The sequence below is a fragment of the Streptococcus sp. KHUD_017 genome (genome assembly GCF_054861245.1).
This window is the reverse complement of record NZ_CM142175.1, coordinates 1,292,981-1,307,510: the sequence shown is the minus strand read 5'-3', so window position 1 is coordinate 1,307,510 and position 14,530 is coordinate 1,292,981. Positions and strand designations below refer to the sequence as shown.

Annotated in this window: 18 protein-coding genes and 1 pseudogene; 18 read left to right on the top strand and 1 reads right to left on the bottom strand. The window is 39.6% G+C overall.

Going from position 1 to position 14,530, the window contains the following annotated elements; genetic code table 11:
• Position 1: 1 nt before the first annotated feature.
• The 18 genes and pseudogenes from ACVAMZ_RS06470 (at position 2) to ACVAMZ_RS06385 (ending at position 12,966) form a co-directional block, all read left to right on the top strand.
• Positions 2 to 271 (top strand): YlbG family protein, encoded by a 270-nt coding sequence (locus ACVAMZ_RS06470; protein WP_004252368.1) that lies wholly within the window; start codon positions 2 to 4, stop codon positions 269 to 271.
• An 88-nt stretch (positions 272 to 359) separates the two neighbouring features.
• Positions 360 to 1,520 (top strand): ABC transporter substrate-binding protein, encoded by a 1,161-nt coding sequence (locus ACVAMZ_RS06465; RefSeq protein ID WP_195184153.1) that lies wholly within the window; start codon positions 360 to 362, stop codon positions 1,518 to 1,520.
• Positions 1,521 to 1,635: 115 nt separating this feature from the next.
• The gene (locus ACVAMZ_RS06460; RefSeq protein ID WP_004252371.1) at positions 1,636 to 2,505 is read left to right on the top strand and encodes a branched-chain amino acid ABC transporter permease; all 870 of its coding nucleotides are present in this window, start codon (positions 1,636 to 1,638) and stop codon (positions 2,503 to 2,505) included.
• 3 nt (positions 2,506 to 2,508) lie between these two features.
• Entirely contained in the window at positions 2,509 to 3,465 is a 957-nt protein-coding gene (locus ACVAMZ_RS06455) for a branched-chain amino acid ABC transporter permease (protein ID WP_461684375.1), read from the top strand.
• The gene (locus ACVAMZ_RS06450; RefSeq protein WP_461684374.1) at positions 3,465 to 4,229 is read left to right on the top strand and encodes an ABC transporter ATP-binding protein; all 765 of its coding nucleotides are present in this window, start codon (positions 3,465 to 3,467) and stop codon (positions 4,227 to 4,229) included. The genes ACVAMZ_RS06455 and ACVAMZ_RS06450 overlap by 1 nt, the downstream gene beginning before the upstream one ends.
• Entirely contained in the window at positions 4,229 to 4,939 is a 711-nt protein-coding gene (locus ACVAMZ_RS06445; RefSeq protein WP_075228228.1) for an ABC transporter ATP-binding protein, read from the top strand. Before ACVAMZ_RS06450 ends, ACVAMZ_RS06445 begins: the two co-directional genes overlap by 1 nt.
• 261 nt (positions 4,940 to 5,200) lie before the next feature.
• Positions 5,201 to 5,857 (top strand): CBS domain-containing protein, encoded by a 657-nt coding sequence (locus ACVAMZ_RS06440; RefSeq protein ID WP_006148127.1) that lies wholly within the window; start codon positions 5,201 to 5,203, stop codon positions 5,855 to 5,857.
• A gap of 129 nt (positions 5,858 to 5,986) precedes the next feature.
• Complete coding sequence (rpsF, locus tag ACVAMZ_RS06435) at positions 5,987 to 6,277, top strand: 30S ribosomal protein S6 (RefSeq protein ID WP_002896497.1); 291 nt, start codon at positions 5,987 to 5,989, stop codon at positions 6,275 to 6,277.
• 11 nt (positions 6,278 to 6,288) lie between these two features.
• A complete protein-coding gene (locus ACVAMZ_RS06430; RefSeq protein ID WP_036755226.1) occupies positions 6,289 to 6,759 on the top strand; it encodes a single-stranded DNA-binding protein in 471 nt (156 codons plus the stop codon).
• 31 nt (positions 6,760 to 6,790) lie between these two features.
• The gene (gene rpsR / locus ACVAMZ_RS06425; RefSeq protein WP_000068664.1) at positions 6,791 to 7,030 is read left to right on the top strand and encodes a 30S ribosomal protein S18; all 240 of its coding nucleotides are present in this window, start codon (positions 6,791 to 6,793) and stop codon (positions 7,028 to 7,030) included.
• 290 nt (positions 7,031 to 7,320) lie between these two features.
• A complete protein-coding gene (locus ACVAMZ_RS06420; RefSeq protein WP_461684373.1) occupies positions 7,321 to 7,830 on the top strand; it encodes a GNAT family N-acetyltransferase in 510 nt (169 codons plus the stop codon).
• A gap of 80 nt (positions 7,831 to 7,910) precedes the next feature.
• Positions 7,911 to 9,311: a bifunctional Cof-type HAD-IIB family hydrolase/peptidylprolyl isomerase gene (locus ACVAMZ_RS06415; protein ID WP_461684372.1), complete on the top strand. Its 1,401-nt coding sequence runs from the start codon at positions 7,911 to 7,913 to the stop codon at positions 9,309 to 9,311.
• Between the two features lies 1 nt (position 9,312).
• Positions 9,313 to 9,675 (top strand): S1 RNA-binding domain-containing protein, encoded by a 363-nt coding sequence (locus ACVAMZ_RS06410; RefSeq protein ID WP_004252382.1) that lies wholly within the window; start codon positions 9,313 to 9,315, stop codon positions 9,673 to 9,675.
• Between the two features lie 48 nt (positions 9,676 to 9,723).
• Positions 9,724 to 10,473, top strand: a complete 750-nt coding sequence (locus ACVAMZ_RS06405; RefSeq protein ID WP_461684371.1) for a tRNA1(Val) (adenine(37)-N6)-methyltransferase — start codon at positions 9,724 to 9,726, stop codon at positions 10,471 to 10,473.
• Entirely contained in the window at positions 10,463 to 10,747 is a 285-nt protein-coding gene (locus ACVAMZ_RS06400; protein ID WP_004252384.1) for a GIY-YIG nuclease family protein, read from the top strand. Before ACVAMZ_RS06405 ends, ACVAMZ_RS06400 begins: the two co-directional genes overlap by 11 nt.
• Positions 10,748 to 10,831: 84 nt before the next feature.
• Entirely contained in the window at positions 10,832 to 11,767 is a 936-nt protein-coding gene (locus ACVAMZ_RS06395; RefSeq protein ID WP_461684370.1) for a manganese-dependent inorganic pyrophosphatase, read from the top strand.
• Between the two features lie 63 nt (positions 11,768 to 11,830).
• Positions 11,831 to 12,335, top strand: a pseudogene (locus tag ACVAMZ_RS06390) (YiiX/YebB-like N1pC/P60 family cysteine hydrolase).
• Entirely contained in the window at positions 12,319 to 12,966 is a 648-nt protein-coding gene (locus ACVAMZ_RS06385) for a DUF1803 domain-containing protein (RefSeq protein WP_461684369.1), read from the top strand. Before ACVAMZ_RS06390 ends, ACVAMZ_RS06385 begins: the two are co-directional and overlap by 17 nt.
• A gap of 40 nt (positions 12,967 to 13,006) precedes the next feature.
• On the opposite strand, the gene ACVAMZ_RS06380 is transcribed toward ACVAMZ_RS06385, so the two are convergent.
• Complete coding sequence (locus ACVAMZ_RS06380; RefSeq protein ID WP_461684368.1) at positions 13,007 to 14,452, bottom strand: UDP-N-acetylmuramoyl-L-alanyl-D-glutamate--L-lysine ligase; 1,446 nt, start codon at positions 14,450 to 14,452, stop codon at positions 13,007 to 13,009.
• Positions 14,453 to 14,530: the final 78 nt, after the last annotated feature.

Genomic DNA, 14,530 nt, shown 5'->3' with positions numbered 1-14,530 from the left:
TATGTTTCAAAAAGAGAATCGGTCTGGTCTGATTATCTATTTATACTATAATCGCGATGCTAAAAAACTCGCAAATTATGGTGATATTTGTTACCACTCAAAAAAACATCGTTACCTACAACTTTATGTCCCAACAGAGGAAGTAGAAGAGCTGGTAAACCGTCTAGGAAAAGAGAAATTTATCAAGAAAGTGAGAGTTTGTCATATCCAAGAATTGGAAACTCCTTTCGTTGGAAACCTATATAAAACAAGCGAAAACGTTATCATTTAAAAAAGTGAGAGAAACTTGTTGACAATTTTCTGATAATTCGGTATATTCTTAACATGTAATTTAAATTGAACATTAAAAGGAGATAAACATGAAGAAAAAATTTGCATTGTCACTTGTAGCTCTTGCAAGTACAGCTCTTTTAGCAGCTTGTGGGGAAGTGAAGTCAGGAGCTTCAAACACAACTGGTAACCCAATTGATGAAAAAGTTGTAAAAATTGGTTTCAACTTCGAAGAAACTGGTGCTGTAGCATCTTACGGTACTTCTGAGCAAAAGGGTGCTCAACTTGCAGTTGATGAAATCAACGCAGCAGGTGGTATCGATGGAAAACAAATCGAAGTAGTCGACAAAGATAACAAATCTGAAACTGCTGAAGCTGCTTCTGTTTCAACAAACCTTGTGACTCAATCTAAGGTAGCAGCTATCGTAGGACCTGCGACTTCAGGTGCGACTGCAGCAGCAGTAGCAAATGCTACACAAGCTGGAGTTCCATTGATTTCTCCAAGTGCTACTCAAGATGGTTTGACAAAAGGTCAAGATTTCCTCTTCATCGGAACATTCCAAGATAGTTTCCAAGGAAAAATCATCTCAAACTACGTTTCAAACAAATTGAACGCTAAGAAAGTGGTCTTGTATACAGATAACTCAAGTGACTACGCTAAAGGTATTGCAAAATCTTTCCGTGATTCATTCACAGGTGAAATCGTAGCAGACGAAACATTTGTATCAGGAGATACAGACTTCCAAGCAGCTTTGACAAAAATCAAAGATAAAGACTTTGATGCAATCGTATTGCCAGGTTACTACACAGAAGCTGGTAAGATTGTAAACCAAGCTCGTGGTATGGGAATTGATAAACCAATCATCGGTGGTGACGGATTTAACGGTGCAGAATTTGTTCAACAAGCAACTGCTGAACGCGCATCAAATATCTACTTCATCTCAGGATTCTCAACTACTGTTGATGTTTCAGATAAAGCAAAAGCCTTCCTTGAAGCTTATCGTGCAAAATATAACGAAGATCCTTCAACATTTGCAGCTCTTGCTTATGACTCAGTTTACCTTGTAGCTAATGCAGCAAAAGGAGCAAAAACTTCAGTTGATATCAAGAACAATCTTGCTAAAACACAAAACTTCGAAGGTGTTACAGGTCAAACAAGCTTTGATGCAGATCATAACACTGTGAAAACAGCCTTCATGATGACCATGAATAATGGTAAAGTAGATGCGGCAGAAGTCGTAAAACCTTAATTTTATAGATATCGTAAATGGGGAATGAGCTTTTACTCACTCCCTGTTTCGGTATTTATAAAGGGATTATTTTTTTATAAAATCCTAAAAATAAAACTTAGAAAGAGTGAACCATATGCTTCAACAACTTGTCAATGGTTTAATCTTGGGTAGTGTCTATGCCTTGCTAGCCCTGGGTTATACTATGGTTTATGGAATTATCAAGCTTATTAACTTTGCCCATGGTGATATCTATATGATGGGTGCTTTCATGGGTTATTTCTTGATTAATGCCCTCCATTTAAATTTCTTTTTAGCCTTAATTTTGTCCATGATTGGTTCAGCTATTCTCGGCGTAATCATCGAGTTTCTAGCTTACCGTCCACTCCGTCATTCAACTCGTATCTCTGTATTGATTACTGCTATTGGGGTATCCTTCTTACTTGAGTATGGAATGGTCTATCTAGTAGGTGCCAATACACGTGCCTTCCCTCAAGCAATCCAAACAGTTCGTTATGACTTGGGTCCGATCAGTCTAACAAATATTCAATTGTTGATTTTGACTGTTTCAATTGTTTTGATGATTCTTTTGCAACTCATCGTGCAAAAAACAAAAATGGGGAAAGCAATGCGTGCTGTATCAGTAGATAGTGATGCAGCTCAGTTGATGGGGATCAACGTAAACCGTACAATCAGTTTCACCTTTGCCTTAGGATCAGCTCTTGCTGGTGCAGCAGGTGTCTTGATTGCCCTTTACTACAACTCTCTTGAACCATTGATGGGAATGACTCCGGGTATTAAATCATTCGTGGCTGCCGTTTTAGGTGGTATCGGTATTATTCCTGGTGCAGCTCTTGGAGGTTTTGTAATTGGACTATTGGAAACTTTTGCAACAGCCTTCGGAATGTCAGATTTCCGTGATGCTATCGTGTACGGAATCTTGCTATTGATCTTGATTGTTCGTCCAGCTGGTATCCTTGGTAAGAATGTGAAAGAGAAGGTGTAAACAATGAAAGAAAATTTAAAAGTTAATATTCTCTGGTTGCTCCTTTTGTTGCTTGGATATGGTGTGATTAGCTTATTAGTTTCGTTTGGTATTTTAAACCTTTTCCATATTCAGATTCTAGAACAAATCGGTATCAATATTATTCTTGCAGTAGGACTTAACCTTATTGTTGGTTTTTCTGGTCAATTTTCTCTTGGACATGCTGGGTTCATGGCTATCGGTGCCTATGCAGCAGCCATTATTGGTTCTAAATCTCCAACTTATGGTGCCTTTTTTGGAGCTATGTTGCTTGGTGCTATCATTGCTGGTTTGGTTGCTTTGGTCGTTGGAATTCCTACCCTTCGTTTGAAGGGGGACTACCTTGCAGTTGCGACACTTGGGGTTGCTGAGATTATTCGTATCTTGATTGTCAATGGTGGTAGCCTAACAAATGGAGCTGCTGGTATCCTTGGTATTCCAAACTTTACTAATTGGCAAATGGTATACATTTTTTCCGTGATTACAACGATTGCAACGCTGAATTTCCTTCGTAGTCCAATCGGTCGTTTAACCTTGTCTGTTCGTGAAGATGAAATTGCAGCTGAATCTGTCGGGGTCAATACAACAAAAATCAAAATTATCGCATTTGTCTTTGGAGCTATGACTGCAAGTATTGCAGGTTCCCTTCAAGCAGGATTTATCGGTTCTGTTGTGCCTAAGGATTATAGCTTTATCAATTCTATCAACGTTTTAATTATCGTTGTATTTGGTGGTTTGGGATCAATTACAGGAGCAATTGTTGCTGCGATTGTTCTTGGTATTTTGAACATGCTTCTTCAAGACGTGGCCAGCGTTCGTATGATTATCTATGCTTTGGCCTTGGTACTTGTTATGATCTTCAGACCAGGAGGCCTTCTAGGAACATGGGAATTGAGTCTATCAAGACTCTTTAAAAAAGGTAAGAAGGAGGGACAAAACTAATGGCATTACTTGAAGTAAAACAGTTAACCAAGCATTTTGGTGGCCTGACTGCTGTTGGGGATGTCACTCTTGAATTGAACGAAGGTGAACTTGTTGGCTTGATTGGACCTAACGGAGCTGGGAAAACAACTCTCTTCAACTTGCTGACAGGAGTTTATGAACCAAGCGAAGGAACAGTAACCTTGGATGGTCACTTATTAAATGGCAAGCAACCCTATAAAATTGCCGCTCTTGGTTTAGGACGTACCTTCCAAAACATCCGCCTCTTTAAAGACTTGACAGTTTTGGATAACGTTCTTATTGCATTTAGTAACCATCACAAACAACATGTTTTTGCAAGTTTCTTGCGCTTACCAGCTTTTTATAAGAATGAAAAAGAATTAAAAGCTAAAGCCTTAGAATTACTAAAAATCTTTGATTTAGATGGTGATGCTGAAACCTTAGCTAAAAACTTAGCCTATGGCCAACAACGTCGTTTGGAAATTGTTCGTGCTCTTGCTACAGAACCTAAAATTCTTTTCTTGGATGAGCCTGCAGCTGGTATGAATCCCCAAGAGACTGCAGAATTGACTAAGTTGATCCGTCGCATTAAGGATGAATTCAAGATCACCATCATGCTGATTGAACATGATATGAACTTGGTTATGGAAGTTACGGAGCGAATCTATGTTCTAGAGTACGGTCGTTTGATTGCTCATGGGACACCAGATGAAATCAAGAGCAATAAACGTGTTATCGAAGCTTATCTTGGAGGTGAAGCCTGATGTCTATGTTAAAAGTTGAAAACCTCTCAGTTCACTACGGTATGATTCAAGCTGTACGTGATGTGAGCTTTGAAGTTAATGAAGGGGAAGTTGTTTCACTTATCGGTGCCAACGGTGCTGGTAAAACTACTATTCTTCGAACATTATCAGGCCTTGTACGTCCAAGTTCTGGTAAGATTGAATTTTTGGGACAAGAAATCCAAAAAATGCCTGCACAGAAGATTGTGGCATCAGGTCTTTCACAAGTTCCAGAAGGACGTCATGTTTTCTCTGGTTTGACTGTTATGGAAAACTTGGAGATGGGAGCTTTTCTTAAGAAAAATCGTGAAGAGAATCAAGCAAATTTGAAGAAAGTCTTCTCTCGTTTCCCTCGTTTGGAAGAACGTAAAAACCAAGATGCGGCTACTCTATCTGGTGGAGAACAGCAGATGCTTGCCATGGGACGTGCACTCATGTCAACGCCTAAACTTCTTTTATTAGATGAACCATCAATGGGACTTGCTCCGATTTTTATCCAAGAAATTTTTGATATCATCCAAGATATTCAAAAACAAGGAACAACAGTTCTCTTGATTGAGCAAAATGCTAATAAAGCACTAGCTATCGCTGACCGAGGATATGTTCTTGAGACAGGAAAGATTGTCCTATCAGGAACAGGAAAAGAACTCGCAGCATCAGACGAAGTCAGAAAAGCATATCTAGGTGGCTAAAAAGGTCTGGGGGACCTTTTTAGTCGGCGGATAAAAATTGCGTCAGCAATTAACATCTAGTCTGGGGGACCTTTTTAGTCGGCGGATAAAGATTGCAAAGCAATCATACAATCTACATAAGTATAAGATTAAGGGCTCTAAGTTGAGCTCTTTTTCGTAAAGTCGTTCAGATTTTTCTGAATCTTGAAAAAGAAATGAAAGCGTTTGATAGCTTTCCGTAAAAAGTGTATAATAAAACTATAAACATAAAGGAGATTTCCTATGGCAGTTAAAGATTTTATGACACGCAAGGTCGTTTATATCAGTCCTGATACAACTGTTGCACACGCAGCAGATTTGATGCGCGAACAAGGCTTGCACCGTCTCCCTGTTATTGAGAATGATAAATTAGTAGGCTTGGTAACAGAAGGGACAATCGCTGAAGCTAGTCCTTCAAAAGCGACTAGTCTTTCAATCTTCGAGATGAATTATCTACTTAATAAGACAAAAGTAAAAGACGTCATGATTCGAGATGTTGTTACTGTCTCAGGCTATGCAAGTTTAGAAGATGCAACTTATCTCATGCTTAAAAATAAGATTGGTATTTTGCCAGTTGTTGACAACGGACAATTGTATGGAGTCATTACAGATCGTGATGTATTCAGTGCCTTTCTTGAAATCGCTGGTTATGGTGAAGAGGGAATCCGTGTTCGTTTTATCACAGAAAATGAAGTTGGAGTTTTAGGTAAGATTGTTTCTTTAATCGTTGAGGAAAATCTTAATATCTCTCACACTGTTAACATTCCACGTAAGGATGGTAAAATTGTTATTGAAGTACAAATTGAGGGAAGCATTGACCTTTCATCGTTGAAAAAGAAATTCGAGGATGAAAATATTCTCGTAGATGAAATTACAAAAACTTCTGCAAAAAAACTCTAAAAAGAAAAATATAACTTACTTTAAGCTTGCGAAAAAAACTTTTTTCTAGTATAATAGTTTATTGTGAGCAAACCTCACTTACCCCTTGCAAAGGCTTGGGGTCATTAGACCAAAAGGAGGAACATATCAATGGCTAAATACGAAATTCTTTATATCATTCGTCCAAACATTGAAGAAGAAGCGAAAAACGCTTTGGTAGCACGTTTTGACTCTATCTTGACTGACAACGGTGCAACTGTTGTTGAATCAAAAGATTGGGAAAAACGTCGTCTTGCATACGAAATCCAAGATTTCCGTGAAGGACTTTACCACATCGTTAACGTTGAAGCAAACGATGACGCAGCTCTTAAAGAGTTTGACCGTCTTTCAAAAATCAACGCTGACATTCTTCGTCACATGATCGTCAAACTTGACGCGTAAGAAGGTAGATTATGATTAACAATGTTGTACTTGTAGGGCGTATGACACGTGACGCTGAGTTACGTTATACCCCATCAAATGTAGCAGTTGCGACTTTTACTCTTGCAGTAAACCGTACATTCAAGAGTCAAAATGGCGAACGTGAGGCTGATTTTATCAATGTCGTTATGTGGCGCCAACAGGCTGAAAATCTTGCTAACTGGGCTAAAAAAGGCTCTCTTGTCGGGATTACAGGTCGAATTCAGACTCGTAGTTACGATAACCAGCAAGGACAACGTGTCTACGTGACAGAAGTCGTAGCTGAGAATTTCCAAATGTTGGAAAGCCGTAGTGCTCGTGAAGGACAAAGTGGTGGAGCTTATTCTGCACCAACTGCTAGTCATGCAGCACCTACAAATTCAGTACCAGACTTTTCACGTGATGAAAATCCATTTGGATCAACCAATCCTTTGGATATTTCAGATGATGATTTACCATTCTAATGGACAATTAATACTATAAAGGAGAAAAAACATGGCTCAACAACGTCGTGGCGGATTCAAACGCCGTAAAAAAGTTGATTACATCGCAGCAAACAAAATTGAATATGTTGATTACAAAGATACTGAGCTTCTTAGCCGTTTCGTTTCAGAACGTGGGAAAATCCTTCCACGTCGTGTAACTGGAACTTCAGCTAAAAACCAACGTAAAGTAACAACAGCTATCAAACGCGCTCGCGTAATGGCTTTGATGCCTTTCGTAAACGAAGATTAAAAAAGAGGTCCGGGGGACCTCTTTTTCATGAGCTTGAAAATAAGAAAGCGAATTAAGACCCGGTTGGGTCTTTTTTTCAGGTCTAGTGGCCCACTTTTTCATGTGCTCGGAAATAAGAAAGCGAATTAAGACCCGGTTGGGTCTTTTTTTTTTTACGAGAATTGTAATGTGAGAGCGAGTTGAGGTCCGGTGCCCCACTTTTTCATGAGCTCAGCGAGTCAAGATCCGGCTGTTTTTTTCTTTCTCTAAAACGTGCTATAATGATAGTAGTAATTCTAAAGGAGTATCTTATGAAGGGAAACGCTTTTATTAGAAAAATGATTGAATCGGATATCAAACACCTCTCCCAAGGTTTTATCAATCAGGGTTGGCCTGGTAGAGAGGAAATTTTGGCTAGATATTTTCTGGAACAGGAAAGGGGGGAGAGAGAAGTCTTAGTTGCAGAGATTGATGGTGTTGTAGCGGGCTACGTTACCATTTTGCCCTCTGCTAAACATGGTCCTTTTGCAGAAGTCTATCCAGAATTATCAGATTTTAATGTGTTTGAGCCTTTTCGAAATCAAGGGATTGGGAATCAACTGCTAGAAGAAGCAGAACAACGAGTCAAGTTTGTTTCGAGTAAGCTCACTCTTGGTGTAGGTTTGCACTTAGGCTATGGCCCTGCCCAGAGATTGTATATCAGACGGGGCTACATTCCAGATGGGACAGGTGTCTGGTATCGAAATCAACCTTTGGAAATAAATGCAACTAGCCAAAATAATGATGATTTGGTTTTGTATCTAGTAAAGGAATTCGGATAAGAGACAAGGATTTTATTGGGGATGTGGGATTTCTCTACTTTATGGTATAATGGAAAGAGTGAATTGAAGGAGGTATTATAATGGATGCCAAGTTAAGATACAAGGCTAAGAAGATTAAGATTATCTTTTTTGATATAGATGATACTTTACGAAATTCAAAGACTGGCTTTATTCCAAGCACTATTCCAACGATTTTTAAACAATTACGCGAAAAAGGAATCTTGACAGGAATTGCGACTGGTCGAGGTATTTTTGGTGTCGTCCCAGAGATTAAAGCCCTCAAACCTGATTTCTTTGTAACCTTGAATGGTGCTTATATTGAGGACAAAAAGGGCAATGTCATTTATAGTAACAAAATTGCTAAAGATAAGGTTGAAGAGTATATTACTTGGACCAAAGAAGTTGGGATTGATTATGGTTTGGTGGGAAGTTATGCTGCTAAACTATCAAGGCGAACAGAGATGATTAGCCAGGCGATTGACCCGATTTATCCTGATTTAGAGGTGGACCCTGATTTTTACCAAAAAGAAGATATTTATCAGATGTGGACCTTTGAGGACCTGGGAGATGACCTGAGATTGCCTGATGCTTTAGCATCGACTTTACGTATGGTACGTTGGCATGAACATTCATCAGATGTTGTGCCGATTTCCGGTTCTAAAGCAGCTGGAGTTGCCAAAGTGGTAGACCAATTAGGTCTTAAACCTGAAAATGTGATGGTTTTTGGGGACGGACTTAACGATTTAGAACTCTTTGATTATGCAGGTATTAGTATTGCCATGGGTGTTTCTCATGACAAAATAAAAGAAAAAGCAGATTATATTACAAAAACATTAGAAGAAGATGGCATCTTTGATGCCTTAGAAGGATTCGGTATGGTAGAAAAAGAATTACATTTTCCACAAGTAGACATTGAAGCAGTAGAAGGTCCAATTGCGACTATTAAGACAAATCATGGGGATATGCGTATCAAACTTTTCCCTAATCACGCACCAAAAACAGTAGCCAACTTTATTGCTCTGTCAAAAGATGGTTACTATGACGGTGTGATTTTCCACCGTATTATTAAAGATTTTATGATTCAAGGTGGAGACCCAACTGGAACCGGTATGGGTGGTGAATCTATCTATGGTGAGTCATTTGAGGATGAGTTTTCAGAAGAACTTTACAATGTCCGTGGAGCACTTTCTATGGCTAATGCTGGGCCAAATACAAATGGTAGCCAGTTCTTTATCGTGCAGAATCAACACTTGCCATATTCTAAGAAAGAAATCGCTCGTGGTGGTTGGCCAGAGCCAATTGCGGAGATTTATGCAGAACAAGGTGGAACTCCTCACCTAGACCGTCGTCATACTGTATTCGGTCAACTTGCGGATGAAGCTTCTTATGAAGTTCTGGATGCAATTGCAGGTGTCGAAACAGGTGCAATGGACAAGCCAGTTGAAGATGTCGTAATTGAAACTATTGAAATTGAGGACTAAAATGAAAATCGGTGATAAGCTAAATGGCCGTATTACTGGGATTCAGCCCTATGGAGCTTTTGTTGAGTTAGAAACAGGAGTGACAGGCCTAATTCATATTTCGGAGATTCGGACAGGATTTATCGAAAATATTTACGAGGTTTTAAAAATCGGTGATGAAGTCCAGGTACAAGTAGTAGATTTTGACGAATATACAGGGAAGGCTAGCCTTTCCATTCGTACCTTGGAAGAAGAAAAACATCAACTTCCTAGACGGAGACGTTTTTCGAATGATCGCATCAAACATGGATTCGCGCCGCTTGGTCGCATGATGCCTGTTTGGACAAGAGAAGCCTTGGAACATTTAAAGAAAAACAGTAATTGATATCCCTCAAATCATTGTGATGTTATTATATTTTGCTATAATAGAAGTATGAACGAAGAACAATTATTAAAATCAGGAGAGCGCATTAATCAACTCTTCTCTACAGATATCAAGATTATTCAAAATAGAGAGGTTTTCAGCTATTCAGTGGATAGTGTTCTCCTGTCGCGTTTCCCTCGTTTCCCGAAAAATGGTTTGATAGTAGATTTCTGTGCGGGCAATGGAGCTGTTGGACTGTTTGCCAGTAGCCGGACCAAGGCTAAAATTCTATCTGTAGAAATTCAGGAACGTCTTGCTGATATGGCTGAACGCTCAGTGCGTTTAAATGGGCTGGACGGACAGATGCAGGTCATCTGTGATGATTTGAAGAATATGCCTAGTCACATTCAGGGGAGCAAGGTTGATTTGATTTTATGCAATCCGCCTTATTTTAAAGTGGATCCAAATTCTAATCTGAACGAAAGTGAGCATTACCTTTTAGCTCGGCATGAAATTACAACCAATCTTAAGGAAATCTGTCGTAGTGCCCAGAGTATTCTCAAATCAAATGGACGTTTGGCAATGGTTCATCGTCCTGATCGATTATTAGATATCTTAGATACGCTCCAACAGCATAATCTGGCTCCAAAACGTCTGCAATTTGTTTATCCTAAACGGGAGAAGGAAGCTAATATGCTTTTGATTGAAGCTATCAAGGACGGCTCCACTAGTGGCTTTAAGGTTTTACCACCACTCATTGTTCATAATAGTGATGGTACTTATACACCAGAAATTCAAAAGATTTACTATGGATCATAAGGCTTATATGTATGTGGTAGAGTGCCGTGATGGTTCCTACTATACAGGCTATACAACAGATGTGAAGAAACGAATCGCCGTGCATAATAGCGGTAAAGGTGCCAAGTATACACGCGCTCGTTTGCCAGTAAAACTCATCTTTGCAGAAGGTTTTGACAGCAAGGAAGAGGCCATGTCTGCTGAAGCTCTTTTCAAGCGCAAGACACGCATGCAAAAAGAACATTATCTCAAAGAGTGTCAAAATAAGAATTTAGTCGATGCTTTTGATATGTAATGAGGAGTCCTTTGGCTCCTCTTATTTTTGTCAAAAATTGAAAAAAATGCTACAATAAAGAGAATAAAGAAACGAGGTATTATCATGTCTAAGATTCTAGTATTTGGTCACCAAAATCCAGACTCAGATGCTATTGGTTCATCTGTAGCTTTTGCTTATCTTGCAAAAGAAGCATACGGTTTGGACACAGAAGCGGTGGCTCTTGGAACTCCAAATGAAGAAACAGCTTTCGTCTTGAACTATTTTGGTGTAGACGCACCGCGCGTGATCACATCTGCTAAAGCAGAAGGTGCAGAACAAGTCATCTTAACAGACCACAATGAATTCCAACAATCTGTTTCAGATATCGCTGAAGTAGAAGTTTACGGTGTGGTGGACCACCACCGTGTGGCTAACTTTGAAACTGCAAGCCCACTTTACATGCGTTTGGAACCAGTTGGATCCGCATCATCTATCGTTTACCGCATGTTCAAAGAACATGGTGTAGCTGTTCCAAAAGAAATCGCAGGTTTGATGCTATCAGGTTTGATTTCAGATACCCTTCTTTTGAAATCACCAACCACTCACCCATCAGATAAAGTCATTGCTCCTGAATTGGCTGAATTGGCTGGTGTGAACTTGGAAGAATACGGTCTTGCCATGCTCAAGGCTGGTACAAACTTGGCAAGCAAATCTGCTGAAGAATTGATTGATATCGATGCTAAGACATTTGAACTCAACGGAAACAATGTTCGTGTGGCTCAAGTGAACACAGTTGATATTGCTGAAGTCTTGGAACGCCAATCTGAAATCGAAGCAGCTATCCAAGCCACAAATGCAGCTAACGGCTACTCTGACTTTGTCTTGATGATTACTGATATTGTCAACTCAAACTCAGAAATTTTGGCTCTTGGTGCTAATATGGACAAGGTAGAAGCAGCTTTCAACTTCAAACTTGAAAACAACCACGCTTTCCTTCCAGGTGCTGTTTCACGTAAGAAACAAGTGGTACCACAATTGACTGAAAGCTTTAATGCATAATCATAGATGGGAAAGCCCATTGTTAAAAAGGAGTTTCGGCTCCTTTTTTGCTAGGAGAGAAGTATGTTAGAAAATGGCGATTTAATTTTTGTGAAAGATGATTCGGATATAGGACAGGCCATCCAGGAATCTACTGGTCACTATAGCCATGTGGCCATCTTTTTGGACGGACAGGTCTATCATGCTACGGTGGAAGTTGGCGTCCTTGCTCAGGCTTCTGAGAACTTCTTTGAAGCTGGAAAAGTCTATGACCTTTATTGCTATGCGAAGCTTAATCATAAAGAAGTCAAAAGGCTGGCAGAGAGCTTTCTAGGGGCTCCCTACAATGCTTCCTTTTACCCAGATGGAGATGGTTTCTATTGCTCCCAGTTTGTAGCAGAAATCCTCTGAGACCATTCCCATGAAATTTGGGGATAATATACAGGAAATCAGTGATTTTTGGAGGGAGTATTACCAGAAACTCGAACTTCCTGTGCCTCTGAACCAGCCGGGGACCAATCCCAGTCAGTTGGCAGCCTCTCCACTTTTAGTATGTAAAGAAAGGAATCTTCATGATTCAGATTTTTAATCCATCTCGCTTAACGCGACAGCCATTTTTTAGGGACTTGGTGGACTATCTTGATCAGCATGATGAAGTTATTCTACGCGAAATTAAAGCTAAGTTTCCAGAGGTTCTAGTTGACAAGTATTTGGAGGAATATATTAAAGCGGGTTTGATTTTGAGAGAAAACAAACGCTATTATCTCAATCTTCCCTTTCTAGAATCTACAGAATCTCTTGAACTAGACCAAGAAGTCTTTGTGAGGGATGATAGCCCCATCTATCAAGAAATCCTGGAGAAACATTTTCAAACTGTATTGCGCAATCAAACAAATGCAGCTATCCTAGAAGAGCACACCGATTTTGCAAGGGAAAAGATGACCTTGTCTAATTACTTTTACAAGGTCAAGTTCCAGTATCCACTGACGGAAGAACAGCAGAGACTGTATGAAATTTTAGGGGATGTCAATCCTGAGTATGCTCTCAAGTACATGACAACATTTTTGCTCAAATTTCTCAAAAAAGACCAGCTTATGCAGAAACGTCGTGATATCTTTGTTGATAGTTTAGTCTTGTTAGGTTATATTGTTCAAAATGAAGATGGGAAATATGAGTTAGCTGTAGAATTTGATAAGGAAAGACTCATCTTTATAAAATAATAGAAGAAGGCTAGGAATTTCCTAGCCTTCTTTAAATATACTATAGATAACGTTCTGCGACGGCTGCATCTCCAGGATAGTCCTCCTTTATCCCGTTGATGATTTGGTAGCAGTCAGCTCCTTTACCAGCGATAATGACCGCATCCAGTTCTTGACTTGTAACTGACATCGCAGTTTTGATAGCTTGCTCACGGTCAGCAATTTTTTCAACAGGACGATGGATGTAGCTACTAATTTCATCTGCAATGGCCATCGGATCTTCATAGTTTGGATCGTCAGCCGTAAGGAATACTTGAATTTCAGGATGTTGATTGAGGAGAAGTCCAAAGTCCTTGCGACGGCTTTCTCCCTTGTTTCCTGTTGATCCGAGTACTAAAGCAATCTTTCCAGTCTGATGTGTTTCAACGACTGAGATCAATTTCTTCAAGCTATCACCATTATGGGCGTAGTCGATGAAAACTTTTGCGCCATTTTTCTGAGTGAGAACTTCCATACGGCCAGGAACGCGTGTTGTAGCAATCCCTTTTTTAATGTCTTCAAGACTAGCACCTAAACGAAGGCAGGCAAGTCCAGCAGCCACGGCATTTTCTTGGTTAAAATGTCCAATCAACTGGATATCATAATCGCCAGCTAATTTACCAGTAGCTGAGAAGCTAAAGGCTTTAGAGTTCTCGATTTGGTTATCAGATTTGCTACCGTAGAAGTCATGTTCTTGATTTTCTACTTGTTCTTTTAAGACAGAGAAGTGGTCCATATCGCTATTAATGACAACTGCTCGGCTATTTTTCATCAAGAGACGTTTATGGTAGAAGTAGTCTTCAAAGGTTGGATGCTCAATAGGACCAATATGGTCAGGACTGATATTGAGGAACACTCCTACATCAAAAGTGAGGCCGTAGACTCGTTTCACCAAGTAGGCTTGACTGGAAACTTCCATAATAAGGTGGCTTCTTCCATTCTTAACAGCCTGGGCCATCATGTCAAAGAGATCGATGCTTTCAGGTGTTGTCAGAGTAGATTTGAAGAAAGTTTTTCCGTCCAAAGTCGTATTCATAGTTGATAACATAGCTGGACGATGTTGCTGATTTAAGATATTGTAAGCGAAGTAAGCTGCCGTAGTTTTTCCTTTAGTACCAGTGAAAGCAAGTAATTTTAATTTCTCCTGAGGGTTGCCATAAAACTCCATGGCAATCAAACTCATGGCCTTCTTAATATCGCTAACGACAATAACAGGAATGCCTACTTCGTAGTCCTGCTCGGCTACATACCAACCGAGTCCTTGTGAGATTGCCGAAAGAAGAAATTCCTTCTTAAAAGCAGCTCCTTTGACAAAAAAGAGGCTATTATCTTTTGCTTTTCGGCTATCATAGCAGATGCTATCAAAAACGACATCACTGTAATAATAATGGTAATGTCCTTGGTCGATAATCTCACGGAAGAGATCGTCTTTCTTCAAAATATTTAATACGGTTTCAATCTTTATCATACTTTCTATTGTAAACTGAAAGTCTGAATTTTACAAGTAACAAGGAAAAGTTTATAATGGAAGGTAAGGAACATTTCC